This window comes from Comamonas sp. 17RB, from assembly GCF_030056555.1.
GTDB lineage: Bacteria > Pseudomonadota > Gammaproteobacteria > Burkholderiales > Burkholderiaceae_C > Comamonas > Comamonas terrigena.
In genome coordinates, this window is sequence record NZ_JASHHY010000003.1 from 289,835 (window position 1) to 310,890 (window position 21,056).

Below are 21,056 nucleotides of genomic sequence, written 5' to 3' on the forward strand. Positions count from 1 at the left end.
GCATTGGTTTCACTCCCCGGAGCTTTTCATGTTGCTTTCCCTGCCCCGCCGCACCCTGCTGTCCTCTCTGGCCGCCCTGGGCCTGTCCAGCCTCTGCGGTCTGACCGCCCAGGCCGCCACGCTGGCCGACATCCAGGCCCACAAAGTCCTGAACGTCGGCATCCAGACCGACTACCCGCCCTACGGCTATATCGACGCCAGCATGAAGCCCCAGGGCTCGGACGTGGCCACGGCCGAGTTGATCGCCAAGCAACTGGGCGTCAAACTCAACATCGTCACCGTCACCTCCCCTGCACGCATTCCCGCGCTGCAGGCCGGCAAGGTGGACCTGATCATCTCTTCCATGGGCAAGAACCCCGAGCGCGAGAAAGTGGTGGACTTCACCATCTCCTACGCACCGTTCTTCTCGGGCCTGTATGCCAACAAGAGCCTGGCGATCAAGCAGTTTGGCGATCTGGCCGGCAAGACCGTGTCGGTCACGCGCGGCTCGCTCCAGGACGATGCGCTGACCAAGCTGGCCCCCGCCGGTGCGCAGATCAAGCGCTTTGAGGACGACACCGCCACCATCGCCTCGTTCGTGACCGGCCAGAGCCAGGTGCTGGCCCACAGTGCGGCCGTGGCCGGCCTGACCATGCAGCGCAACCCCAAGCTGGGAGCCGAATACAAGCTACTGCTGACCGATGTGCCCTGCTTCATCGGCGTGGCCAAGGGCAACACCGCCCTGCTGGACCAGGTGAACGTGATCCTGCGCACCGCCAAGGCCGATGGCACGCTGAACGCCATTTCGGAAAAGTACCTGGGCCGTCCGCTGGGCAATCTGCCGGAATAAACGCCGTTCCGGGCAACTGCGCTGCACCAAAAAAAGAAACGAGCATAAAAAAGCGGCCCCCTGCGGGGCCGCTTTGCATGGATGGTGGTGTGTTGACCGCTGTGGATCAGCGCAAGGCCACGGCCTGCAGCTGCGCCAGCAGCTTGCCCTTGGCATCCAGCAATTCCAGCTGGTCACCGTGGATGCGCCAGCTGGCCACCTGGCCCAGCATTTTCAGCATGGCCGATTCGGTGCTGGACGCCGCGCCCCGGCAGGCCATGCGGGTGCCCGCCACCTTGCTGATCGCCAGCTGCGTACCGTCCTGCTTCCAGCTGCCCATCAGGCGGTTGCAACCGCCCGAGCCGACCAGCCTGCCTTGCTGCTGCAGGATGATGTGCGCTTCCTTGTCCAGGCGGGGCACCGCCTTGCCGTTCAAGGTCAGCAGCTTCCAATAGGTGTTGTCCAGCGACACCGTGGCCTGCTCTGCCGCGGCGGGCTTGGTACCGCCCTGCCCGGCCGGCACGGCGGCCGTGGCACCGGCCGCAGCGGCTGCCGCCACCGGTACGGGCACGCCCAGGTTCTTGGCCTTGTCCCCGGCGCAGGAGGTGGCGCTGGACAGCGACACAAAACGCTCCACGCGCAGTGCCAGCTCCTTCTTGCCCTGCTGGGCCATCACCGGATCGGCAGAGGGGCGTTCGACGATGCGGCCATCCACACTGGCCAGCATGGCGGTGTTGGGACCGTTGCGCGAAGCCATATAGGCATTCTCCAGCAGGGCGTTGTCGCCCTCCATCAGCACCGGCACGGTCTGCCCGGTCTTGCAGTCCAGGAATCGGCCGCTGTCGGCTTCATAGCTGTAGACGCCCTGCCAGCGGCCCGTTTCCGTGCTGGGCTGCAGAACGCCGGGCTGCTGCGCCGCAGCCGATGTGCTGCTGGTGCCGCGCCATTGCGACCATTTTTGCGAGACGGTGGAACAGCCCGCCAGACTGGCCACAGCCAGCACAACGCCGGCCACGCGCCACAGGGAATGCGACATGGATGCCTCCTGTCCATGGTTGTACATGTACTTCATGCCCGCACGTTAGCAGAGCCCCTGGTCTGGCAGGGCGAAACTGCAGCGCCAATACCCCTTGCGGGCAGTCATGCATTCACCGCCTTTGGGCTTGTTGCACGCACGGTTATTGGCCGAAAAGCTACTCAAAAAATAGCGCACCGACGATGCGGCAGAACACCTGCCGCAGCGGGACAGCGCCCATGGCCGCGCGCTGCCGCAGTGCGGCACCACCCGCCTTGCCATGTGGTTCAGACCGGGCTGCTGGTTGCGCGATCGCGCTGTCGCACGGCCCAACACACTTGTGACCAACTGTTGCATCCATAATCGTGCTATTTCCTGAACAGGCACCCCCATGAGCCAAGAGAATCCCAACGTCGTCCAAGGCACCGAGGAGCTGTTGCTCAGCCTGTGCAATTCCGTCACCCGCGTGCTGAACGTGGCCACCAACAGCCAGGTGCAGTATTCCGGCGTGGTGCAGCGCATCCAGAAGACCTACCTCAAGCCCGACATCGGCTGCTTTGTGCTGTTTGACGGCGGCTTCTCCGGTCTGGTCATCATCAACCTGTCCGCCGCGTCGGCCATGGAGCTGTACCGCAACTACCTGCTGAACATGGGCCTGTCCGAAAGCGACCTGGCCACCAGCTACACCTCGGACGAAGTCAGCAACGTGATGGGCGAGCTGATGAACCAGGTGGTGGGCGACTTCACCGGCAAGGTGCGCCGCGAACTGCAGACCCACATCACCCAGAACCAGCCCAAGATGCTGGTGCTGAACAAGCAGGTGCAGCTGAGCGTGGACGCCAACCTCGACAACCCCGAGGCGCGGCGCGTCACCTTCTACACCGCCGCCAACAACATCTTCTATCTGGAACTGGCGGTGGACCGCACCGAATTCATCACCCTGCGCGACTTTGTGCCCGAAGCCGAGATCGACGCCGATGCCATCATGGCCGCTGCCGGTGCGCCTGCCGCCAGTCCCGCTGCTGCCGGGGCCTCTGCCGCCACGGCTGCTGCAACCGCCCCGGCACCGTCTTCCGCCGACGCCGATACCGAAGCCCTGCTCAAGTCGCTGGGCATGTAAGGTAAGCAGCCTGCACCACGGCACACGCCGTCCACCGAAAAAGCACCTTGCAGGGTGCTTTTTTCATGGCGCTTTCGGGTCTGCTCCGGTGCTGGCAGCCCCTCACCGGCCTCTGCATAGATGACTTCCCAATAAAAAACCAATTTTTTATTCGTTCCAAAGCCGGGAGCGGCTTTCTAGGATGCCGGCATTGACGTCCATCAAGGCCCGCTCCATGTCCTCCGCCACCGCCGCAATCACCTCTTCCACCTCGGCCCGCTTCCACATCCGGCCCACGGGTGCAGCACTCGGTGCGGACGTGCTGGGTCTGGACCTCTCCCGCCCGCTGGAGGCCGATACCCTGCAGGCACTGCAAGCCGCCTGGGACCAGCACCTGGTGTTGCGTTTTCGGGGCCAGCAACAGCTGACAGTGGACGACCATATCCGCTTCTCCCGCCATTTCGGTATCCTGGACCAGCGTCCGCTGGCCGCCAAAGGCCTGCACGCGCAGACGGCGGCACTGCCGCAGGAAATCACCGTGATCTCCAATCTGCGCCAGGACGGCCAGGCCCTGGGCGGACTGGGCGATGGCGAAGCCGTCTGGCATGCCGACATGACCTACCAGACCATTCCGCCCAAGGCCGCGCTACTGCTGGCACGCGAAGTGCCGGCAGCGGGCGGAAACACCTACTTTGCCAATCTGTACCTGGCCTATGACAGCCTGCCGGCCGATCTGCGCCAGCAGATTGAAGGCCTGGAATGCGTGCACGATGCCAGCCGCAACAGCGCAGGCGAGCTGCGCCTGGGCTTTGCCGACACCACCGACCCGCGCCAGACTATGGGCGCCATCCATCCGCTGGTGCGGGTGCACCCCGGCACCGGCCGCAAGAGCCTGTACCTGGGCCGCCGCCGCAACGCCTATATCCAGGGCCTGCCCCTGGAAGACAGCGAAGCCCTGCTGGACACCCTGTGGGCCCATGCTGTCCAGCCGCAGCTGACCTGGGGCCAGCAGTGGCAGGAAGGCGATCTGGTGGCCTGGGACAACCGCGTCACTCTGCACCGGCGCGACGCCTTCGATCCCCAGGCGCGCCGCTATATGCACCGCACCCAGGTCAGCGAGCGCACGGCATGACGCTGCGCCCATGCCACGCCCCGGCTCGCGGCCTGGTGCCGCGATGTTGAGCGGCTGAGTAGCGCCATTGCAGCGCTGTGGCGCCGGCAACGGCCTGCACAGCCCGGGCGCAACCGCCGCCACCTCGAATTTCTGCCACCCCCCGCCGGCAGTGCGCTGCGCGGGCTGGCCTTCCATTGCCATTGCTATTGCCATCGTCAGGTTCCCCATGCTGCCCACCACGCTCTCTCTTTCCCGCCGCCACTGGTTGCGCCACAGCCTGGCCGGTCTGGCCGCCTCCGGCAGCCCCTGGTGGCTGGCGAACGCCCAGACCAGCCCTGGCGCGGCACCACTGCCCCAGAACTTTCTGCAGCCCCACAAGGCGGTGACCATCGTGGTCGGCGGACCCGCCGGCGGCGCCACCGATGGCGTGGCGCGCGTCGTGGCCCAGGGGCTGTCCCAGACACTGCAGCGTGAAGTGATCGTCGAAAACAAGCCCGGGGCGGGCGGCACCATAGGCTCCAAATACGTCTCGCAGGCCAGGAACGATGGCCACACCCTGCTGCTGGGCCATATCGGCACCAATGTGCTGTCGCCGCTGATGCAGACACCCCGCCCTTATGACCCGGTACAGGGCTTCACCCCCATCGGCCAGATCGGCAACACCGCCTCCGTGCTGGTGGTGCCGGCCAACGGCCCGGCCACCCTGGAGCAGGCGCTGGCACAGTGGAAGCGCAAAGGCCAGCTCAGCTACGCCTCCACGGGACTGGGCTCGGGCCCCCACTTTCTGGGCCATCTGCTGGCCCAGGCATTGGGCGCCCAGGGTCTGCATGTGCCCTACCGGGGAAGTCCGTTCGCCCTGCAGGACCTGGTTGGCGGCCGTGTGGACTGCATGCTGGCCACCGCCGGCGCCATCGGCGCCTACCTGGACAGCAAGAAGCTGCGGGCTTTGGCCATTGCCTCCCAGGCGCGCAGCCGCTTCTACCCCCAGTTGCCAACGCTGCGCGAGGCCGGACTGGCATCCGTGGCCAACGAAGGCTGGTTCGGCCTGTTCGCTTCCGCGCAGACGCCACTGCCGGTGGCCCAGGCGCTGCACGCCCATCTGAATGCAGCGCTGCAGGCTCCGCAGGCCGCAGCCCCGCTGGAAGGTCTGGTGGTCGAGGTGGCCACCAGCGCCAGCCCCAGCGACTACGCCCGCTTCATCCAGGGCGAAGCCACCCACTGGAGCCAGGTGGTGACGCAGCTGGGCGCTGCGCTGAAAGCCACCTGATTCCCCTTGCCATGCCCAGCCGCCGCAGTGCGGCGGCCGGGGCAGGCTTACAGATTGCCGACCATGTCCTTGGCCACCACCCACTGGTCAAACTGCTCGGCCGTCACATGGCCGCTGGCAATGGCGGCGTCGCGCAGGCTCGAACCCTCCTTGTGCGCCTTCTTGGCGATGTAGGCGGCCTTGTCGTAGCCGATGTGGGTATTGAGCGCCGTCACCAGCATCAGCGAGCGGCTGACCAGCTCGGCAATGCGCTCGCGGTTGGGCTCGATCCCCACGGCGCAGTGGTCGTTGAAGCTGACCATGCCATCGGCCAGCAGGCGCACGCTCTGCAGGAAGTTGTGCGCCACCAGCGGGCGGAACACGTTCAGCTCGAAGTTGCCGCTGGCACCGCCGAAGTTGATGGCCACATCGTTGCCGAACACCTGGGCGCACAGCATGGTCACGGCCTCGGACTGCGTGGGGTTGACCTTGCCGGGCATGATCGACGAGCCCGGTTCGTTCTCGGGAATCGACAGCTCGCCCAGGCCGCTGCGCGGGCCGCTGGCCAGCCAGCGCACATCGTTGGCAATCTTCACCATGCTGGCCGCCAGGGTCTTGAGCGCGCCATGGGCATGCACCAGCCCGTCGCACGATGCCAGCGATTCGAACTTGTTGGGCGAGGTGATGAACGGGTAGCCGGTCAGCCTGGCCAGCTCGGCCGCCACCCCTTCGGCGTAGCCCTTGGGCGCATTCAGGCCCGTGCCCACGGCGGTGCCGCCCAGTGCCAGCTCGTACAGATGGGGCAGCGCGGCGCGCACATGTTTTTCGCTGTGTGCCAGCTGGGCCACCCAGCCGGAGATTTCCTGGCCCAGCGTCAGCGGTGTGGCGTCCTGCAGATGGGTGCGGCCGATCTTCACGATGTCGGCAAACGCCTCGCTCTTGGCCTGCAGCGTGGCACGCAGCTTGGCAATGGCCGGCAGCAGCTTCTGCTCGATGGCCGTGACCGCTGCCACATGCATGGCCGTGGGATAGACGTCGTTGCTGGACTGGCTTTTGTTCACGTCGTCATTCGGGTGCACCAGGCGCGACTCGCCGCGCTCGCCGCCCAGCAGCTCGCTGGCGCGGTTGGCCAGCACCTCGTTGACGTTCATATTGGTCTGCGTGCCCGAGCCGGTCTGCCACACCACCAGCGGGAATTCGCCCGGGTGCTGGCCAGCCAGCACCTCATCGGCAGCGGCGTTGATGGCCTGGGATTTCTTGGCATCCAGCAGGCCCAGGGCATGGTTCACCGTGGCCGATGCCTTCTTCACCTGCGCCAGCGCGCCAATGATTTCGCGCGGCTGCTGCTCGCCGCTGATGTCGAAGTTCTGCAGCGAACGTTGGGTCTGGGCGCCCCAGAGCTTGTCTGCGGGCACGGCGATAGGGCCGAAAGTGTCTTTTTCCTGGCGGGTGGCATGGGTCATGCGAAAAAACTCCTGGTGCGCAAGGCACCGCAAATGGATCACAACATGCTGCAGCCGTGGGTGGGTGCGGTATCTGTGCTCCCCCTGCCTGCCTGGACTGCAATCGCTATTGTGGCCTGCGCGACCGCCCTTGTCCCGATCCGTCCCTTCCGGAAGTACACCATCGAAAAAACCAGAAAACACTGCACGCGCACAGCGCTTGCGTGCAATGCCTGAAAGATCCGATGCACAAGGGCCTTCAGTGGTGGCGGTCAGGTCACACCGCCAAGCCCCGCATTCAACGGCCAGGAGGCGGACGTTCCTGGCCGGTTGGCGTCCAGGGGAGCTGGGAGCTCACGCCGGATCCACACCAAAGAAGCGCTGGCTGCGCTGCAGCACAGCGGCACGCTCGCTGTCCACCATCACCATGTGGTAGCTGTTGGTCAGCGGCATCATCTCGACCGCTCCTGCCAGATGGCGTCGCAGATGCCGGGCCGAGCGCATGCTGGTGATTTCGTCCTCACGCGCATGCACCACCAAAGTCTGGCAGTGAATCTCGCTCAGCCGTGCCACCAGGTGTTTGCGCAATCGATCGACCTCACGCACACAGGCCAGCGGGATGTACGCATAGTGGAAGTTCTCTTGCCGCTCGAAACGCTGCTGGATCGCACGGCGGATACGTGGATTTTTGATGCCATAAGGCTCGCACTCCGGCACTTTCATGCGCCGTGCCAATGCCGGCAACCAGTACACCAGATGGCGCAACCAGGCTTTCCTGGGAATGCTCCAGCCATCCAGGAACAGCGGCGGCGCATACACCGCCAACTTGCCTTCGTGGCCTTCCAGCCTCGCCACCTCCAGAGCCACCAGTGCTCCCAGGCACACCCCCGCCAGATGCACCTGGCCGTATTGCGCCTTCAGCGCCCGGTATTCCGCCCTCATTGCAGCCACCCAGTCCTGCCACCGACAGGCCAGCAAATCCTTCGGACTTGTCCCATGACCCGGCAGCAAAGGACTGCGGGCACAGACATGGCCGGCCTCCAACATCTTGCCCAACGCTCCCAGGTCATAGGCCGTACCGCCCAGACCATGAACCAGCAATGCCGCAGCTCGCGGCTCTTTCCCATCTATCACGCTGCATACCTCCAGCCGTCAACCCGTTGATGCACTGCAGCAAAACCTGCCATGCGGGGCGCATGCTCAAGGCTGAGGCTGAATCATTTCTGAACCGCCAACGCTCCCCGTCAACATCCGCCCACGGCTGCAGTCAAGCCCCCGCTTGCGCCATAAAAATTTACACAACAAAGGAAGACGTTGCCGATAGATGAATTCATTTATCAACAGAAACGCCACGCGCATGCAAATGTTTACTGTGAATTACGGTTTGGCAAGGTAGGGCGGTACGGCCACTGGCGTCCACATCCGCACGGGCTGGCTGCAGCGCCAGGATCAGCCAGTCCTCTATAAGACTTGTCGGCTTTGGCCTGCCGGCCGGGGGCTTAGCGCGGATAATCAGCAGGTTTTCCGAGCGCAGCCCCTGCGCACCCATAACAGAGAAGCTTCACGATGACGACCTCCATCCGCCAGCAGGACCTGATCGACTCGATCGCAGGTGCCCTCCAGTACATCAGCTACTACCACACGCCGGATTTCATCCAGCATCTGGCCCGCGCCTACGAGCGTGAGCAAAGCCCTGCGGCCAAGGATGCGATGGCACAGATCCTGACCAACTCCAAGATGGCCGCCACCGGCCAGCGCCCCATCTGCCAGGACACCGGCATCGTCAACGTGTTCCTGAAGGTGGGCATGGACGTCAAGTGGGAAGGCTTCACCATGGGCCTGGAAGACGCCATCAACGAAGGTGTGCGCCGTGGCTACAACCACCCCGACAACACGCTGCGTGCGTCCGTGGTGGCCGACCCCCACTTCAAGCGCAAGAACACCAAGGACAACACCCCCGCCGTGATCAATGTGCAGATCGTGCCCGGCGACAAGGTGGACGTGACCGTGGCCGCCAAGGGCGGCGGCTCCGAGAACAAGTCCAAGATGATCATGATGAACCCCAGCGACGATCTGGTGGAATGGGTGCTCAAGACCATCCCCACCATGGGCGCAGGCTGGTGCCCTCCCGGCATGATCGGCATCGGCATTGGCGGCACGGCAGAAAAAGCCGTCTTGCTGGCCAAGGAAAGCCTGATGGAAGACCTGAACATGTACGAGCTGCAGGCCAAGGCTGCCAGCGGTGCAGAGCTGGATGACGTGGAAAAGCTGCGTCTGGAGCTGTTCGAAAAGATCAATGCCCTGGGCATCGGCGCCCAAGGCCTGGGCGGCCTGACCACGGTGCTGGACGTCAAAATCAATATGTACCCCACGCACGCGGCCTCCAAGCCCGTGGCCATGATCCCGAACTGCGCTGCCACCCGCCACGCCCACTTTGTGATGGACGGCTCCGGGCCGGTGTACCTGGACGCGCCTTCGCTGGACAGCTGGCCCAAGATCGACTGGGCGCCCGACTACAACAAGTCCAAGCGCGTGGACCTGAACACCCTGACCAAGGAAGAAGTCGCCAGCTGGAAGCCCGGCGACACCATCTTGCTCAACGGCAAGATGCTGACCGGCCGTGATGCCGCCCACAAGCGCATCCAGGACATGCTGGCCAAGGGTGAAAAGCTGCCCGTGGACTTCACCAACCGCGTGATCTACTACGTGGGCCCCGTGGACCCCGTGCGCGACGAAGTGGTCGGCCCGGCCGGCCCCACCACAGCCACCCGCATGGACAAGTTCACCGAGATGATGCTATCGCAGACCGGCCTGATCTCGATGATCGGCAAGTCCGAGCGCGGCCCCGTCGCCATCGAAGCCATCAAGAAGCACAAGAGCGCCTACCTGATGGCCGTGGGCGGCGCCGCCTACCTGGTCTCCAAGGCCATCAAGCACGCCAAGGTGGTGGGCTTTGAAGACCTGGGCATGGAAGCCATCTACGAATTCGACGTGGTCGACATGCCCGTCACGGTGGCCGTGGATGCCGGCGGCACCAGCGCCCACATCACCGGCCCTGCCGTCTGGAAGGAAAAGATTGCCACCGGCGAATTCAAGGGCATTGAAGTGGCCGGTGCGTAACCACTCCGCTGCTGCCTGCATGAAAAACCGCCTTCGGGCGGTTTTTTATTGGGTACCTGCCCACACCTTTCAACGGCCTCATCCACCCGAAAAAAATCGCCCGCAATCTCTTCACGGAGCAATGCGAAAACCCTCAGCCAGATGACATGGGGAATGCGCATTCTGCGGCTCTGATACGGCCCTGATGCGGCGCTTGTGCGGCCTGGATCGCGCTATTTCGCCGACGCAGCCCGTTTGGCCTCGGCATTGCGCTTGCGCGTTGCCGCCGCCTTCCGGGCCGAAGCCGACCGCTCTTCGGGCGTGCGCGCCGCGGATGCGGCACCGCCGATGCGCCCGCCTTTGCGGGCCGAGACACGGTCCACCGGGTGCCCCCGGCCGGAGCCCGACAGCTTGCCACCGCCGGTTTCCTTGTTCACCGTGGCCCAGGCAATTTCGGCCGCTTTGTCAGGGTCCACACCGCGTTCCTCGTAGCTTTCCTCGATGTGGCGGGCCTGGCGCTTTTGTTTGTCGGTATAGGCCGACTTGTCACCGCGTGGCATGGCGTGCTCCTTGGCTGGGTGATGGCGATGGAGGCTCCGGCTGCGGCGGCAACCGGATCGGCGGCGCCGTGACCGGTGGGTCAATCGGCGCAGGCGGCGCCACGGGCTCGGGACGGCCCGGAACCTTGTCCGGATCCGGCGGCAGCAGGGGCTCGTTCGGGACATGGGGGTTGGGCATGGCGGGCGTAGCGGCAGACAGATGCAAGGGCATGAAAAACCTCCTTGCCTCCACCTTGAACGACATCATTGTGTGATTGCGTAAAAAAACGTTCCATTCGGGGACAGAGCACAGCGCCCGAGTTCCCTCGGGCGCCCAAGGGAAAATATGTAAGCCCCACGCTTACAAAGTGGCTTCCAAATGCGGCGAAGGTGGCACCAGACAGCTCGCCCCGATCTGTCGGACAGGCCGCCCCGGCCTGTCGTTCACCACTGAAGGAGCTTTTTGCCATGCAACAGCAGCACAACCCGCAGAACCAAGTGAACCAGCAACCACAACAACCCGGCCAACAACCGGGCCAGCCCAAGGAGAAGCAGCAACAGCAGCAATCTCCCGGGCAACAGCAGCCCGGGCAACCCTCCAAGCAGCAACCCCAGCAACAGCGCTAGCACCCTGGCGGGGACGGAAGCCGCTGCAATGACCGGTTTGCGCCCGGAGCAGTTGCCCAGCCAGTCCCCCTGGCCTTTGCAGATGGGACAGCCCTTGCACGAGGCCAAATACAGCCAGCAGCAGAGCAAATGCAACAAGCGCCAGTTGGGCACCGAAGCCCCGCCACCGCTCCATGAGCAGATGCACTGACCGCGCTGGCACCACCGGCCCGCTGACCGACAGCGGGCCTTTTTGTGGGTACAGCATTGAAACCGGGGACGTGGTGGCCCGCCATAGCGGTGCTGATGCTGTGGTGGTAGCGATGGCGGCTGCAGGCAGGCGGCCCCCGCTGAGGCTGGCACACAGAGACTTCTGCTCCGCATGGCATGGTGGCCGGTCCCCTTGCCGCATCGCTGAAGGCCCTTCAGCGTGCCCACCCGGGTGTGATAGGTTCAGCAGCATGCAGGAGGGCATGGCGCAGCACGTTGCCACCGCCAATGCGCTCCCCGCCCCACCAGGAACCCCGCCCCATGCTCAAAGTGATTGCCCAAGACTTCATCCGCCCGGAACACATTGCCACCGTGCTGCCGCTGTACCGCGAACTGGTGGAAAAAACCAGGCAGGAGCCACTGTGCCTGTCCTACGAGTTGTTTGTGGACCAGAAGGATCCGGGGCATTTCACCTTCATCGAAACCTGGCCCGACCGCGCGGCGCTGGACACACACTGCGCCACCGAGCATTTCCAGCGTCTGGTGCCGCAGATCGACCGCCACCAGAGCCAGCCCGGCCAGTTCCTGCTGATGGACGTCCTGCCTGGAACGGAGTGGTGCCCTGCCGCCCGCACTCCTGCACAGGCCGAGGCCGAAGCCTGACGGCAGGCCCAGGCTTGCGGGCTTCGCCGGGCGTCGGACTCAGGACAGTCAGAAAACCCTGCTGGAAACGGGCCACCTCTTGCCGATTGGCCCCGGCGGTGCTCCCATAGGGCCATCCCCTGCGCGCAGCGCGGCCATGGCCGCAGTCTCGCCCGCCACCAGGAGTGCGATATGACCCGCTTTCACACCCACCGGCACTTTGCCGCTGCGCCCGACACCGTGTTTGCCGCCCTGGCCGATCCCGTCCGGTTGGCCCGCTGGTGGGGACCAGCCGGGTTCCACAACACCTTCGCCGAATGCGAGGTCGAGAGCGGTGGCATGTGGCGCTTCACCATGCACGGGCCGGACGGCAGGCACTACGCCAACGAATCGGTGTTCGAGACCGTGGATGCACCCGACCGCGTGGTCATCCGCCATCTGAACCACCCGCATTTCCGCCTGACCATCACGCTGACAAACCATCCGTCCGACGGCCAGCCCGGCACCCGCGTGGACTGGGAGCAGGTGTTTGACAGTGCCGACGTGGCGGCCGCCGTGCAGGCCGTGGTGGTCCCCGCCAACGAACAGAACCTGGACCGCTGGCAGGCCGAAGTGGCCGCACAGATGCCCAGCGGTCGGGACTGAATATCTGCATGCGCTTTTCAAACTGCCTGCTGCGCACGTAAACTGATTTGAACGGCGACCAGCGGCAGCATCTGCAGATCCGACCTTGGTCGCCGCGGCCCACCAGAACTCATCACCAACAGGCCGCTCCCATGCCTTGCACGTGCACAGGCCGCTGTCTTTTCAGACAGCGCCTTGGCGTGCACGGAACCAGCTGCCTGCGCAGCACTCCCATCTGGACCCCTTCACCTACCTGGGAACACCATGACCTCTGAAGACATTCGCGCCACCCTGACCATCTGCCTCCTGGCGTCCTTCGCCGATGGCGAGAAGCACGATCGCGAGCGCGAACAGATCCGCCAGGTGGCCGAAGGTCTGGCCGGTGACCAGCAGGTGAACCTGCCCGGCCTGTACCAGGATGTGCTGCTGCGCCGTGTGCAGTTGCCCGCCGTGCTGGCCCAGCTCTCCACCCCCGAAGCACGCCAGCTGGCCTATGAAATGGCGGTCTGCGTGTGCGAGGCCGATGGCCACACCAGCCCCAAGGAACAGGACTTTCTGGCCCAGCTGCGCCAGGCCTGGTGCATGGGTGCCAGCGGCACCGGCAACGCCAGCAATGCAGCCACCGCAGTGGCCGGCTATGCCGGTGCCGCCAGCAGCTTCGACAGCCAGGCACAGACCGTGGCCGACGCCCCGCTGACGGCCCAGCTGCCCGATGTGGGCACCCTGCCCCCACAAGAACCGGTGCCCCACCCCACGGCGGTAGACCCGCTGTGTGCGGCGGCGCAGCGCCGTCCCGGCAATCTGTCCGCCACCGAGATGGACAGCAAGATTCTGAAAGCGGCCATCCTGAACGGCGCCATCGAGTTGCTGCCGGAAAACCTGTCGACCCTGGCCATCATTCCGCTGCAGATGCGGCTGGTCTACCAGATCGGCCAGAGCTACGGCTACGAGCTGGACAAGGGCCACATCAAGGACCTGCTGGCAGCGCTAGGCGTGGGCCTGACCTCGCAGTATCTGGAAGAAGCCGGCCGCAAGCTGCTGGGCGGCCTGCTGGGCAAGGCCGGCAAAGGCATCTTCGGCGGCCTGGGCAAACAGGCCGTGAGCAGCGGCATGAGCTTTGCCAGCACCTACGCCCTGGGCCATGTGGCCAACCAGTACTACGCTGGCGGCCGCACCCTGAGCACCGAGATGCTGAAGAGCGCCTACCAGCATGTGATGCGCGATGGCCGCCAGCTGCAGGCCCATTACCTGCCCCAGATGCAGGAAACCGCTCGCGGGCTGAACACCGCCAAGATCCTGCAGATGGTGCGCGGCGGCTGAAGGCTGCCAGGGCCCGGCTGCGGTCATGGGGGTGCACGGGCAGGAAGCCGGTCGTGCGCGCTCCATGCACTGCATCGGCACGCGGCCCCGGCACACTTGTGCAACAGTGCCACAGCGTCATAGGGCCATCGGTCGCCGAGGCACTTTGGCACGGACAATGTCACTCCCCGACACCCCGCCTCTCTCCCGCATGCATCCGTTCACCCCCCACCCCGACACGCCCGCCGAGCGCCCTTTCTCCCAGGCCTGCGCCAACAACCAGGCGCCCATTCTGGCGGTGCTGGAACAGGTCTTTGCCGATCGGCGGCAGGTGCTGGAAATCGGCTCGGGCACCGGTCAGCACAGCGTGTACATGGCTCCCCGCCTGCCGCAGCTGGTGTGGCAGACCAGCGACCTGCCCGAGCACCACACGGGCATCCTTGCCTGGCATGCCTCCCAGCCCGCCGCCAATCTGCGTGCGCCGCTGGCCTTTGATCTGCGCAGCAGCCCCTGGCCGCAGACGGCCGACGGTGCATTCGACGCGGTGTTCACCAGCAACACCTGCCACATCGTGGCCTGGCCGCTGGTGGAGCGCATGTTCGCGCTGGTGGGTGCCCATCTGCCCACGGGCGGCGTGTTCGCCGTCTACGGCCCGTTTAACTACAGCGGCCAGTTCACCAGCGACAGCAACCGCGCTTTCGATGCCTGGCTGCGCCAGCGCGACGCCGCCAGCGGTATCCGCGACCTGGAAGCCCTGCAGGCACTGGGCAGCCTCCATGGGCTGGAGCTGGTGCAGGACCATGCCATGCCGGCCAACAACCGCACGCTGGTGTTCCGCAAAGGCTGATGGCCGGGCCCGCACCACCGCCGGCCGGCGGTGTGGTGCGGAGGTGGGTGAAGCACCTATTCGCTCACGCAGCGAAAGCTGGCGGCGGCGTTCACATCGCCACTGCCGTTGTAGCGCGGCCAACCGGGGTACTCGCACAGCGGGCGGGTGCGGCCCGGCTGCCCCACGGTGTCTTCCACCACCTGCGCCTGCGGGGCCTGGCCCTGTGCGACCCAGGCATCCAGCACCGCCAGGCTGTCCCATGCAGCGTTGTAGATCCCGCTGACCGCGTGGCCATACCCCGGCACCTCGTAGTAGCGGGCAAAGTCGCGCACCGCCGCCTGGCCCATGCTCTGCACCATGCGCTGGTAGTACTGCTGCGTGGCCCGGGTGCTGACCAGCACATCGGCCGTGCCATGCGCCATCAGCAGCTTGCCACCGCGTGCGCGGAAGGCGGACAAGTCCGTGCGGTTGATGTCCTGCAGCCGGGTCAAGGCATCGATGCGCGCCTGCCAGGGGCCGGGGGCCTGCGGGTCCAGCGTCAGGCTGTTGAACTGCGCATCGCGCGTGACGAAGAAGCGCACCCACTGGTCCCAGAACACGCTGTGATAGGGCGCTGTCAGCGGCATCGGACTGCCAGGCTGGCCGGTACCCAGTGCCAGCAGCGTGATGGTGGGCGCTTGCGGCGTGCCACGCGCCAGACCCAGATCGGCCCCCCAGAGGTTGAAGCCGGGATACTGTGTTTCGCCACTGCCCAGCGGACGGCTGAAGGTGATGGGACTGTCCATCACCTTCAGCGCCGTGATCTGCGCATCGGCCAGGCAGTGGTCGCCCGCAGCGCGCCCGCCTTCACAGCGCAGCGGCTTGCCGTCCACCAGGGCGGTGGCCGGGTCGAACTGGCGGTTGCAGGCGGCCACGTTGGACACCACGCCATCCTCGACCCCGTCGAGCTTGTCGCAGGTCTGGAGCGCAGCACGCAGGAGCTGCGCACGCTGTGCCTGGTTGGGGTAAGCGCCAGGCTGGGCCAGGGCACGGGTGATACGGCCAAACTGCAAATCCAGTGCCGCAGCGTTCCAGGCCGGGTACCAGGCAATCACGCCATCAAAATCCTTGGGCCAGCGCTGTGCCACGGCCAGGGCTTCACGCCCGCCGGTGGAGCCGCCCACAAAATACCAGCGCGCAGGCAGCTTGCCGTAGTGCCAGCCGATGAGCTGGGCCGCCACATCGCGGGTCTTCTTCAGGGCATCGCCGCTGAAGTTGCGCACCGCCTCGTCGTTGCTGCCAAAGCTGCCGTCGCGGCTGGTGGTGGCCCCTGCCTGGTGGCCCGAATCGCTGGAGAACGTGGCATAGCCCTGGGCCAGCGGCACCGGCGTGCGCGCCGGTCCGGCCGCGTAGTTGCCTGTCATGCTGGGGATGGTGCCGTTGTACCCGCCGCCGCCGCCCATCAACGCCTTGCCGTTCCATTGCTGCGGCAAATTGAACTGCGCCTTGATCATGGGGGCCGCCGGGTCCACCGGACGGATATCCACCAGCAGTTTGCAATAGGCCTCCACGGCCGCAGCGCCTTCGCCTGCCGCCGCCACCTCCTGCGCCTGGGTGACCAGCGCGCCCTGGGTGGCCAAGCCGATCTGCCCGGCCGGCACCTGCCGGCCCTGCAAGGCGCTGCATGCCAGCGGCTGGGCCGGCAACTGCGGCGGCGCAGTGCCGCAACCCGCCAGCAGCAGGCCCATGGCCGTCACCACCAGCCCACCACCGTAGCTCCCCCGTGTTCCCGCTGCAAAGTCCACCGCCATGTCGCCTCCGCCAGATGTGAAAGGAAAAAGTGCGGCAGCCATTATTCTGGCGCACGGCCCTGTCACTGCGGCCTCTGGGGCGGGTCTGCGGGAATGTCTGTACATGGTTTTCCAGCATGGCGCCGCACTGCAGCAAACCCGTACCGCCAGCAGGCATGAGGGATGTGCCGGTGCCGCAGGCGCTCTACCATGGAGCCATCCTGCAAACCGGAGGACCGCTGCCATGACACAACGCCTGTACTTTGCGGTGAGCATCGCCGCCCCACGCAGCAGGGTGTGGCTGACCATGCAGTCACCGGACGGCTACCGCGACTGGACGTCCGCCTTCTGCGAAGGCTCCAGCTACGAAGGTTCATGGGAGCAAGGCGCCAGAATCCGTTTCCTGGCGCCCAGCGGCGATGGCATGACCTCCGAAATTGCCGAGCGGCGCGAAGGCACCCTGCTGTCCATCCGCCACCTGGGCGAGATCCGCCAGGGTGTGGACGACACCCACAGCCCCCAGGTACTGGCCTGGGCACCGGCCTACGAGAACTTCCACCTGCGTGATCTGCCTGCCGGCGGCACCGAGTTGCGGGTGGAAGTGGACACCGTGGCCGACTATGTGCAATACATGCACGACACCTACCCGCGCGCGCTGCAACGGCTCAAGGCATTGTGTGAGGCGCAGGAAATGCACGCAAGCTGACCATCCCCCGCACGGCGCAGTCCGCGCCCCGGCTCCCTCACCCTAACGTCTGCAAGGAGGCTCCGATGACCCCATTGCCCCACCGCACCGGGCCGCAGCGCCGCCTGCAGCCCCTGTCCCGCCTGGCCGCGGCCACTGCGCTGCTGCTGGGCACAGTCACGGCCCAGGCACACCATGGCTGGTCCTGGGCCGAAGGCGAACAGATGACGTTGCAAGGCCAGATTGCACGCATTTCCATGGCGCCGCCCCACCCTGTGTTGACCGTCCAGGCAGCCGATGGCGGGCGCTGGCAGGTGGACCTGGGCAATCCGTCGCAGACCGAGCGCTCGGGTTTTACCGGCAACACGGCACAGGTCGGCGACGCCATCACCGTGCGCGGTAACCGCAGCAAGGATGCCCAGGCACTGCACATGAAAGCCGTGCGCATCACCGTAGGGGGTAAAAACTACGATATGTACCCTGAGCGCATCCAGGACTGAGCCCCCATGCCACCGGCATTGCTGCAGGCCCTGGAGGCGCTGTCCCTGTGGCCTGGCGCACGCTGGCTGCAGGCATCGGGCACGGCCTATCTGTGGGTGAATGCCGCCCACATCCTGGGCCTGGGCTTGCTGGTGGGCGTCATCGTGCCGCTGGATCTGCGCCTGCTGGGGCTGTGGCGCCAGGTGCCCTTGGCTGCATTGCGGCCGGTGTTGCAGCCCATGGCCGCCCTGGGCCTGGCGCTGGCACTGCTGACCGGTCTGTGGCTGTTCAGCGTGCGCCCGGTGGATTACGCCTTCAACACCGCTTTCCAATGCAAGCTGGCCTTGCTGGTGCTGGCCCTGGGCAATATCGCCTGGCAGCATGGGGCGATCGGCTGGTTGGCCCGCGCGCAGCACGCTGCGGCGCCCTCCGTGGCGGTGCGCTGCCGTGCAGCCCTGTCGTTGCTGCTGTGGCTGGCCATGGTGCTGGCGGGCCGCTGGATCGGCTTTCTCTGAGCCTCCGCCCCCTGCTGGGCGGCACAATGCACGCTTGGTTCTCTGTCACGCTCCACCGCAATCATTGCCTTGCGTTTTGCCATGCCCCGTTTTTCCATCCGCCATGAAACTGCCGCTGATGTGGACGCCATCGACCGCACCACCCGTGCCGCATTCCAGCACCACCCGCACAGCGACCAGACCGAGCACCTGATCATTGCGCGCCTGCGCGCGGCGGGGGCGCTCACGCTGTCGCTGGTGGCAGAGCAGGATGGGCAGGTGATCGGTCATGCGGCCTTTTCGCCGGTCACTTTTTCCGACGGCAGTGCGGGCTGGTACGGCCTGGGCCCAATCGCGGTTGCGCCCCAGCACCAAGGCCAGGGAGTAGGCGCTGCCCTGGTGCAGCAAGGGCTGGACCTGCTGCGTGCCCGGGGTGCCGCCGGCTGCGTAGTGCTGGGAGAGCCTGCCTACTATGGCCGCTTTGGCTTCGCCCACCGTGCCGAGTGCGTTTTTGCCGGTATCCCCGCGCCCTACTTCCAGGTGCTGGCTTTTGGGAACACCAAGGCATCGGGCGAGGTCGCCTACCATGCGGCATTCGGCCCCCACTGAACCCGGGGCACAGCGACCACGCCATGCAGGAACACACCATGCAACTGGGATACACCATCATCTACGTGCCCGATGTGGCCACCTCACTCGATTTCTGGCAGCGGGCCTTCGGCCTGCGCCTGCGCTTTGTGCACGATTCCGGCACCTATGGCGAGCTGGATACCGGCGCCACCACCCTGGCCTTTGCCGCCCATGCTCTGGGAGACAGCAACTTCCCGGGCGGCCATGTGGCAGCCCATTCCTCCCCCCAGCCCCTGGGGTTTGAAATTGCGCTGGTCACGGCCGATGTGGCGGGCGCCCATGCACAGGCCCTGTCCGCAGGTGCCGCCGAACTGTCAGCCCCCACGGCCAAGCCCTGGGGGCAGACCGTGTCCTATGTGCGCTGTCCGGACGGCACGCTGGTGGAGCTGTGCACACCGGTGGCAAGCGGCAACGCCGAGCAGGCGTAGCGACACCCACCTGGCCTGCCTGCGGACCTGATGCCAGACGCGGCTTGCGGGCAGGAAGGCAGGACCTTGTACATGGCACGGGCCCGGCCAGCACCGGGCGCGGGCAGCCCCGGTGCCATCAGTGCCCTCAGGGCGCTCAGGGCGCTCAGCGCATGCCGCCCACTGCCCCCATGCTGTCACGCAGCGTCTGCTGCCACTGGCCAGCACGCAGCAGCCCCATGCCGTTGGAGCTGGCATCGATGGTGGTCAGCTGCTGGATGCGCTGGCCGCTCAGGCTGTTCTGGATCACCGTCCCCGCACCCGCTCCAGCAATCTGGCTGACCAGCGCACTGCCATCGGCCGGGCTCTGGATCGCGCCATAACGATTACCGGGGCCGTTCTGCACCACCGTCAAGGTATTGAGCCGCTCGCGCAAGGTGGCGGCCTGGGCGGAGGTGAGCTGGTTCAGCTGGGTCAGCGCAATCGCGGTCTGGGTCACCAGCTGGCCATTGATGTAGGTGGCTTGCTGGATGCCCAGCGAGACCATCAGCCCGCCGCCCACATCGAAACCGCCACGCATGCGGTCCAGCTGCGCGTCGGGCACCGTGTGCCAGATCTGCTCTCCCGCCCTGGAGGACCCGGCAGATGCCCGCACCGTGGTTTCCGGAATTTCCTGGGCCTGCAGCGCAGGTGCGGCCGCCGCCAGCACCAGGCTGGCCACGCACCATGCAGGAAGGTGTTGGCGGGACATCAGAAGTCTCCCACGCCATGCTTGGGCAAGGTGATGGCGCTCAGGCTGTCGCGGCTGAGGCCCTGCGCCAGCGGACTGCGCGGCGCCACCTGCCAGTCCTGCGCCAGATTGAACTGACCCTGCCCGATCCGGTTGTGGATCACGAACAGCAGGCGGCTGGGCCACACGGCGTCAAACTGCGTGCGCGACATGGCGCGCGTCCCCTGGGCGGGGTCGCCCAGCAACACACGGTCTTTTTCCAGCCCCTTGATCACCACGAAGTGCTGGTAGCCGTTTTCATTGATCAGCACAATGGCCGGCGTACGCGCTTCGGCCAGTTTTTCCAGCCCCAGGGCAAAGCCATCGGCCTGCATGCCCCATTGCGCCAGATAGCGCTTCATGTCCAGCAGCGAAAAGCCTTCCTTCTGGATCTTGGCCTGGTCGCCCGTCGCAAACATGTACTCGAACACCGCCTGCTCGGTGGTGGCCATGCCGTAATGGTGGGTCAGCAAGGTGGCCAGGGCCGCCGAGCCACAGCTGAAGTCGTACTGCTGGATCAGTGTGCGGGCCAGGCGGCCATCCCGCAAACTGGTGATGGGCAGGCGCACGCTGCCTTGGCCCAGCGATGCAAAGTAGGCGTAGCCCTGGCCGGCGTCGGCAGGCGCAGCGACGGCAGGCTCGGCCGCCTGCGCCGCCCCTGCGGCAATCAGGCCGCAAGCCAACCCCAGCCCCCGGCGGAAGCCGCGAAAACCCGGCGCCTGCTGCCCCGCGCGCAGCATGGCCAGGAACAACAACGAGGATGGTGCGGGCATGGCAAGCTCCCCCGGCAATGAAAGCGCAGTGCGCGCGGTTCACTGCATTTGCAAATTGACGATGACGGCGTTCTGGATCAGCACATTGGCGCCCGAGTTCTGGATCACCACCGGCAGGCCGGTCATCTGATCGAAGGAACCGGCTTCGATGGCGTTGCTGCCGGTGATCACGTTCTGGGCACTGTTGCCACTGGTGGTCCCGGTCAATGTCATCTGGTTTTCGGTGTGAAAAGATCCACCGCGCGCATCGGCCAGCTGGCTGGCTGGCACGGGCGTGCCGAACGCCGACTCCGCGGCGGACGCACCCACGACCGCCAAAGGCTCTGCCCCTGCGGGCAATGCCGTCACTCCATACAGCAGCAGGCTGCAGACCCATGGCCAGCACCGGTGCGAAATCGAGACCCACATGGCGGCTCCTTTCACTGGGGACAGAGTGTCGAACTGCCGCAACACGCCCCTGAAATGGCCACCCGGCCA

Annotated in this window: 25 protein-coding genes; 16 read left to right on the forward strand and 9 right to left on the reverse strand. The window is 65.8% G+C overall.

Going from position 1 to position 21,056, the window contains the following annotated elements:
* The first annotated feature begins 28 nt into the window (after positions 1 to 28).
* Positions 29 to 829, forward strand: coding sequence for a transporter substrate-binding domain-containing protein (locus tag QM470_RS07590; RefSeq protein ID WP_283338774.1), 801 nt, complete (start codon positions 29 to 31; stop codon positions 827 to 829).
* Between the two features lie 106 nt (positions 830 to 935).
* On the opposite strand, the gene QM470_RS07595 is transcribed toward QM470_RS07590, so the two are convergent.
* Entirely contained in the window at positions 936 to 1,844 is a 909-nt protein-coding gene (locus tag QM470_RS07595) for an META domain-containing protein (RefSeq protein ID WP_283338775.1), read from the reverse strand.
* 370 nt (positions 1,845 to 2,214) lie between these two features.
* Between QM470_RS07595 and QM470_RS07600 the strand changes: the two genes are divergently transcribed.
* The 3 genes from QM470_RS07600 to QM470_RS07610 all read left to right on the forward strand — a co-directional run bounded on the left by QM470_RS07600 (position 2,215) and on the right by QM470_RS07610 (position 5,303).
* Positions 2,215 to 2,943, forward strand: coding sequence for a DUF3334 family protein (locus QM470_RS07600; protein ID WP_283338776.1), 729 nt, complete (start codon positions 2,215 to 2,217; stop codon positions 2,941 to 2,943).
* A 214-nt stretch (positions 2,944 to 3,157) separates the two neighbouring features.
* On the forward strand, positions 3,158 to 4,054 hold the full coding sequence (locus QM470_RS07605; protein ID WP_283338777.1) for a TauD/TfdA dioxygenase family protein: 897 nt from the start codon (positions 3,158 to 3,160) through the stop codon (positions 4,052 to 4,054).
* A 208-nt stretch (positions 4,055 to 4,262) separates the two neighbouring features.
* The gene (locus tag QM470_RS07610; protein WP_283338778.1) at positions 4,263 to 5,303 is read left to right on the forward strand and encodes a Bug family tripartite tricarboxylate transporter substrate binding protein; all 1,041 of its coding nucleotides are present in this window, start codon (positions 4,263 to 4,265) and stop codon (positions 5,301 to 5,303) included.
* A gap of 47 nt (positions 5,304 to 5,350) precedes the next feature.
* Here QM470_RS07610 and fumC read toward each other — a convergent pair whose 3' ends face one another.
* Positions 5,351 to 6,745: a class II fumarate hydratase gene (fumC, locus tag QM470_RS07615; RefSeq protein WP_283338779.1), complete on the reverse strand. Its 1,395-nt coding sequence runs from the start codon at positions 6,743 to 6,745 to the stop codon at positions 5,351 to 5,353.
* 333 nt (positions 6,746 to 7,078) lie between these two features.
* Positions 7,079 to 7,858 (reverse strand): alpha/beta hydrolase, encoded by a 780-nt coding sequence (locus tag QM470_RS07620; RefSeq protein WP_283338780.1) that lies wholly within the window; start codon positions 7,856 to 7,858, stop codon positions 7,079 to 7,081.
* A gap of 432 nt (positions 7,859 to 8,290) precedes the next feature.
* Between QM470_RS07620 and QM470_RS07625 the strand changes: the two genes are divergently transcribed.
* Positions 8,291 to 9,844, forward strand: coding sequence for a fumarate hydratase (locus QM470_RS07625; protein WP_066535540.1), 1,554 nt, complete (start codon positions 8,291 to 8,293; stop codon positions 9,842 to 9,844).
* Between the two features lie 212 nt (positions 9,845 to 10,056).
* On the opposite strand, the gene QM470_RS07630 is transcribed toward QM470_RS07625, so the two are convergent.
* Positions 10,057 to 10,383 (reverse strand): plasmid stabilization protein, encoded by a 327-nt coding sequence (locus QM470_RS07630; protein ID WP_218333872.1) that lies wholly within the window; start codon positions 10,381 to 10,383, stop codon positions 10,057 to 10,059.
* Entirely contained in the window at positions 10,370 to 10,594 is a 225-nt protein-coding gene (locus QM470_RS07635; RefSeq protein ID WP_283338781.1) for a hypothetical protein, read from the reverse strand. The genes QM470_RS07630 and QM470_RS07635 overlap by 14 nt, the downstream gene beginning before the upstream one ends.
* A 236-nt stretch (positions 10,595 to 10,830) precedes the next feature.
* Between QM470_RS07635 and QM470_RS07640 the strand changes: the two genes are divergently transcribed.
* The 6 genes from QM470_RS07640 to QM470_RS07665 all read left to right on the forward strand — a co-directional run bounded on the left by QM470_RS07640 (position 10,831) and on the right by QM470_RS07665 (position 14,590).
* Positions 10,831 to 10,989 carry a transcription initiation factor TFIID subunit D10 gene (locus tag QM470_RS07640; protein ID WP_083520394.1) on the forward strand — a complete coding sequence of 53 codons (159 nt, stop codon included), beginning with the start codon at positions 10,831 to 10,833 and terminating at the stop codon, positions 10,987 to 10,989.
* Between the two features lie 28 nt (positions 10,990 to 11,017).
* A complete protein-coding gene (locus QM470_RS07645) occupies positions 11,018 to 11,179 on the forward strand; it encodes a hypothetical protein (protein WP_172591833.1) in 162 nt (53 codons plus the stop codon).
* A gap of 320 nt (positions 11,180 to 11,499) precedes the next feature.
* Positions 11,500 to 11,841, forward strand: a complete 342-nt coding sequence (locus QM470_RS07650) for a putative quinol monooxygenase (RefSeq protein WP_283338782.1) — start codon at positions 11,500 to 11,502, stop codon at positions 11,839 to 11,841.
* A gap of 171 nt (positions 11,842 to 12,012) precedes the next feature.
* Entirely contained in the window at positions 12,013 to 12,465 is a 453-nt protein-coding gene (locus tag QM470_RS07655; protein ID WP_283338783.1) for an SRPBCC domain-containing protein, read from the forward strand.
* Between the two features lie 243 nt (positions 12,466 to 12,708).
* Positions 12,709 to 13,764, forward strand: a complete 1,056-nt coding sequence (locus QM470_RS07660) for a TerB family tellurite resistance protein (RefSeq protein WP_283338784.1) — start codon at positions 12,709 to 12,711, stop codon at positions 13,762 to 13,764.
* A gap of 190 nt (positions 13,765 to 13,954) precedes the next feature.
* Entirely contained in the window at positions 13,955 to 14,590 is a 636-nt protein-coding gene (locus QM470_RS07665) for a DUF938 domain-containing protein (protein WP_283338785.1), read from the forward strand.
* A gap of 56 nt (positions 14,591 to 14,646) precedes the next feature.
* Here the strand turns inward: QM470_RS07665 and QM470_RS07670 are convergent, their stop codons facing one another.
* Positions 14,647 to 16,362, reverse strand: coding sequence for a tannase/feruloyl esterase family alpha/beta hydrolase (locus tag QM470_RS07670; protein WP_283338786.1), 1,716 nt, complete (start codon positions 16,360 to 16,362; stop codon positions 14,647 to 14,649).
* A 223-nt stretch (positions 16,363 to 16,585) separates the two neighbouring features.
* On the opposite strand from QM470_RS07670, the gene QM470_RS07675 reads away from it, so the two are divergent.
* The 5 genes from QM470_RS07675 to QM470_RS07695 all read left to right on the forward strand — a co-directional run bounded on the left by QM470_RS07675 (position 16,586) and on the right by QM470_RS07695 (position 19,058).
* Positions 16,586 to 17,047 (forward strand): SRPBCC family protein, encoded by a 462-nt coding sequence (locus tag QM470_RS07675; RefSeq protein ID WP_283338787.1) that lies wholly within the window; start codon positions 16,586 to 16,588, stop codon positions 17,045 to 17,047.
* A gap of 65 nt (positions 17,048 to 17,112) precedes the next feature.
* Entirely contained in the window at positions 17,113 to 17,526 is a 414-nt protein-coding gene (locus QM470_RS07680; protein WP_283338788.1) for a DUF6152 family protein, read from the forward strand.
* 6 nt (positions 17,527 to 17,532) lie between these two features.
* On the forward strand, positions 17,533 to 18,021 hold the full coding sequence (locus QM470_RS07685) for a DUF2214 domain-containing protein (RefSeq protein ID WP_283338789.1): 489 nt from the start codon (positions 17,533 to 17,535) through the stop codon (positions 18,019 to 18,021).
* Positions 18,022 to 18,102: 81 nt separating this feature from the next.
* The gene (locus QM470_RS07690) at positions 18,103 to 18,609 is read left to right on the forward strand and encodes a GNAT family N-acetyltransferase (protein ID WP_283338790.1); all 507 of its coding nucleotides are present in this window, start codon (positions 18,103 to 18,105) and stop codon (positions 18,607 to 18,609) included.
* A 38-nt stretch (positions 18,610 to 18,647) separates the two neighbouring features.
* A complete protein-coding gene (locus QM470_RS07695) occupies positions 18,648 to 19,058 on the forward strand; it encodes a VOC family protein (protein ID WP_283338791.1) in 411 nt (136 codons plus the stop codon).
* Between the two features lie 145 nt (positions 19,059 to 19,203).
* On the opposite strand, the gene QM470_RS07700 is transcribed toward QM470_RS07695, so the two are convergent.
* The 3 genes from QM470_RS07700 to QM470_RS07710 form a co-directional block, all read right to left on the reverse strand.
* Complete coding sequence (locus QM470_RS07700; RefSeq protein ID WP_283338792.1) at positions 19,204 to 19,788, reverse strand: hypothetical protein; 585 nt, start codon at positions 19,786 to 19,788, stop codon at positions 19,204 to 19,206.
* Positions 19,788 to 20,546 (reverse strand): C39 family peptidase, encoded by a 759-nt coding sequence (locus tag QM470_RS07705; RefSeq protein ID WP_283338879.1) that lies wholly within the window; start codon positions 20,544 to 20,546, stop codon positions 19,788 to 19,790. The genes QM470_RS07700 and QM470_RS07705 overlap by 1 nt, the downstream gene beginning before the upstream one ends.
* A 72-nt stretch (positions 20,547 to 20,618) precedes the next feature.
* Positions 20,619 to 20,987 (reverse strand): hypothetical protein, encoded by a 369-nt coding sequence (locus QM470_RS07710; protein ID WP_225608562.1) that lies wholly within the window; start codon positions 20,985 to 20,987, stop codon positions 20,619 to 20,621.
* Positions 20,988 to 21,056 lie beyond the last annotated feature (69 nt).

What these genes read in the sequence shown, in the direction of transcription:
- QM470_RS07590 (WP_283338774.1), top strand. Translation starts at nt 29, where the DNA reads ATGTTGCTTTCCCTGCCCCGCCGCACCCTGCTGTCCTCTCTGGCCGCC.
- QM470_RS07595 (WP_283338775.1), bottom strand. Translation starts at nt 1,844, where the DNA reads ATGTCGCATTCCCTGTGGCGCGTGGCCGGCGTTGTGCTGGCTGTGGCC.
- QM470_RS07600 (WP_283338776.1), top strand. Translation starts at nt 2,215, where the DNA reads ATGAGCCAAGAGAATCCCAACGTCGTCCAAGGCACCGAGGAGCTGTTG.
- QM470_RS07605 (WP_283338777.1), top strand. Translation starts at nt 3,158, where the DNA reads ATGTCCTCCGCCACCGCCGCAATCACCTCTTCCACCTCGGCCCGCTTC.
- QM470_RS07610 (WP_283338778.1), top strand. Translation starts at nt 4,263, where the DNA reads ATGCTGCCCACCACGCTCTCTCTTTCCCGCCGCCACTGGTTGCGCCAC.
- fumC (WP_283338779.1), bottom strand. Translation starts at nt 6,745, where the DNA reads ATGACCCATGCCACCCGCCAGGAAAAAGACACTTTCGGCCCTATCGCC.
- QM470_RS07625 (WP_066535540.1), top strand. Translation starts at nt 8,291, where the DNA reads ATGACGACCTCCATCCGCCAGCAGGACCTGATCGACTCGATCGCAGGT.
- QM470_RS07630 (WP_218333872.1), bottom strand. Translation starts at nt 10,383, where the DNA reads ATGCCACGCGGTGACAAGTCGGCCTATACCGACAAACAAAAGCGCCAG.
- QM470_RS07635 (WP_283338781.1), bottom strand. Translation starts at nt 10,594, where the DNA reads ATGCCCTTGCATCTGTCTGCCGCTACGCCCGCCATGCCCAACCCCCAT.
- QM470_RS07640 (WP_083520394.1), top strand. Translation starts at nt 10,831, where the DNA reads ATGCAACAGCAGCACAACCCGCAGAACCAAGTGAACCAGCAACCACAA.
- QM470_RS07645 (WP_172591833.1), top strand. Translation starts at nt 11,018, where the DNA reads ATGACCGGTTTGCGCCCGGAGCAGTTGCCCAGCCAGTCCCCCTGGCCT.
- QM470_RS07650 (WP_283338782.1), top strand. Translation starts at nt 11,500, where the DNA reads ATGCTCAAAGTGATTGCCCAAGACTTCATCCGCCCGGAACACATTGCC.
- QM470_RS07655 (WP_283338783.1), top strand. Translation starts at nt 12,013, where the DNA reads ATGACCCGCTTTCACACCCACCGGCACTTTGCCGCTGCGCCCGACACC.
- QM470_RS07660 (WP_283338784.1), top strand. Translation starts at nt 12,709, where the DNA reads ATGACCTCTGAAGACATTCGCGCCACCCTGACCATCTGCCTCCTGGCG.
- QM470_RS07665 (WP_283338785.1), top strand. Translation starts at nt 13,955, where the DNA reads ATGCATCCGTTCACCCCCCACCCCGACACGCCCGCCGAGCGCCCTTTC.
- QM470_RS07670 (WP_283338786.1), bottom strand. Translation starts at nt 16,362, where the DNA reads ATGGCGGTGGACTTTGCAGCGGGAACACGGGGGAGCTACGGTGGTGGG.
- QM470_RS07675 (WP_283338787.1), top strand. Translation starts at nt 16,586, where the DNA reads ATGACACAACGCCTGTACTTTGCGGTGAGCATCGCCGCCCCACGCAGC.
- QM470_RS07680 (WP_283338788.1), top strand. Translation starts at nt 17,113, where the DNA reads ATGACCCCATTGCCCCACCGCACCGGGCCGCAGCGCCGCCTGCAGCCC.
- QM470_RS07685 (WP_283338789.1), top strand. Translation starts at nt 17,533, where the DNA reads ATGCCACCGGCATTGCTGCAGGCCCTGGAGGCGCTGTCCCTGTGGCCT.
- QM470_RS07690 (WP_283338790.1), top strand. Translation starts at nt 18,103, where the DNA reads ATGCCCCGTTTTTCCATCCGCCATGAAACTGCCGCTGATGTGGACGCC.
- QM470_RS07695 (WP_283338791.1), top strand. Translation starts at nt 18,648, where the DNA reads ATGCAACTGGGATACACCATCATCTACGTGCCCGATGTGGCCACCTCA.
- QM470_RS07700 (WP_283338792.1), bottom strand. Translation starts at nt 19,788, where the DNA reads ATGTCCCGCCAACACCTTCCTGCATGGTGCGTGGCCAGCCTGGTGCTG.
- QM470_RS07705 (WP_283338879.1), bottom strand. Translation starts at nt 20,546, where the DNA reads ATGCTGCGCGCGGGGCAGCAGGCGCCGGGTTTTCGCGGCTTCCGCCGG.
- QM470_RS07710 (WP_225608562.1), bottom strand. Translation starts at nt 20,987, where the DNA reads ATGTGGGTCTCGATTTCGCACCGGTGCTGGCCATGGGTCTGCAGCCTG.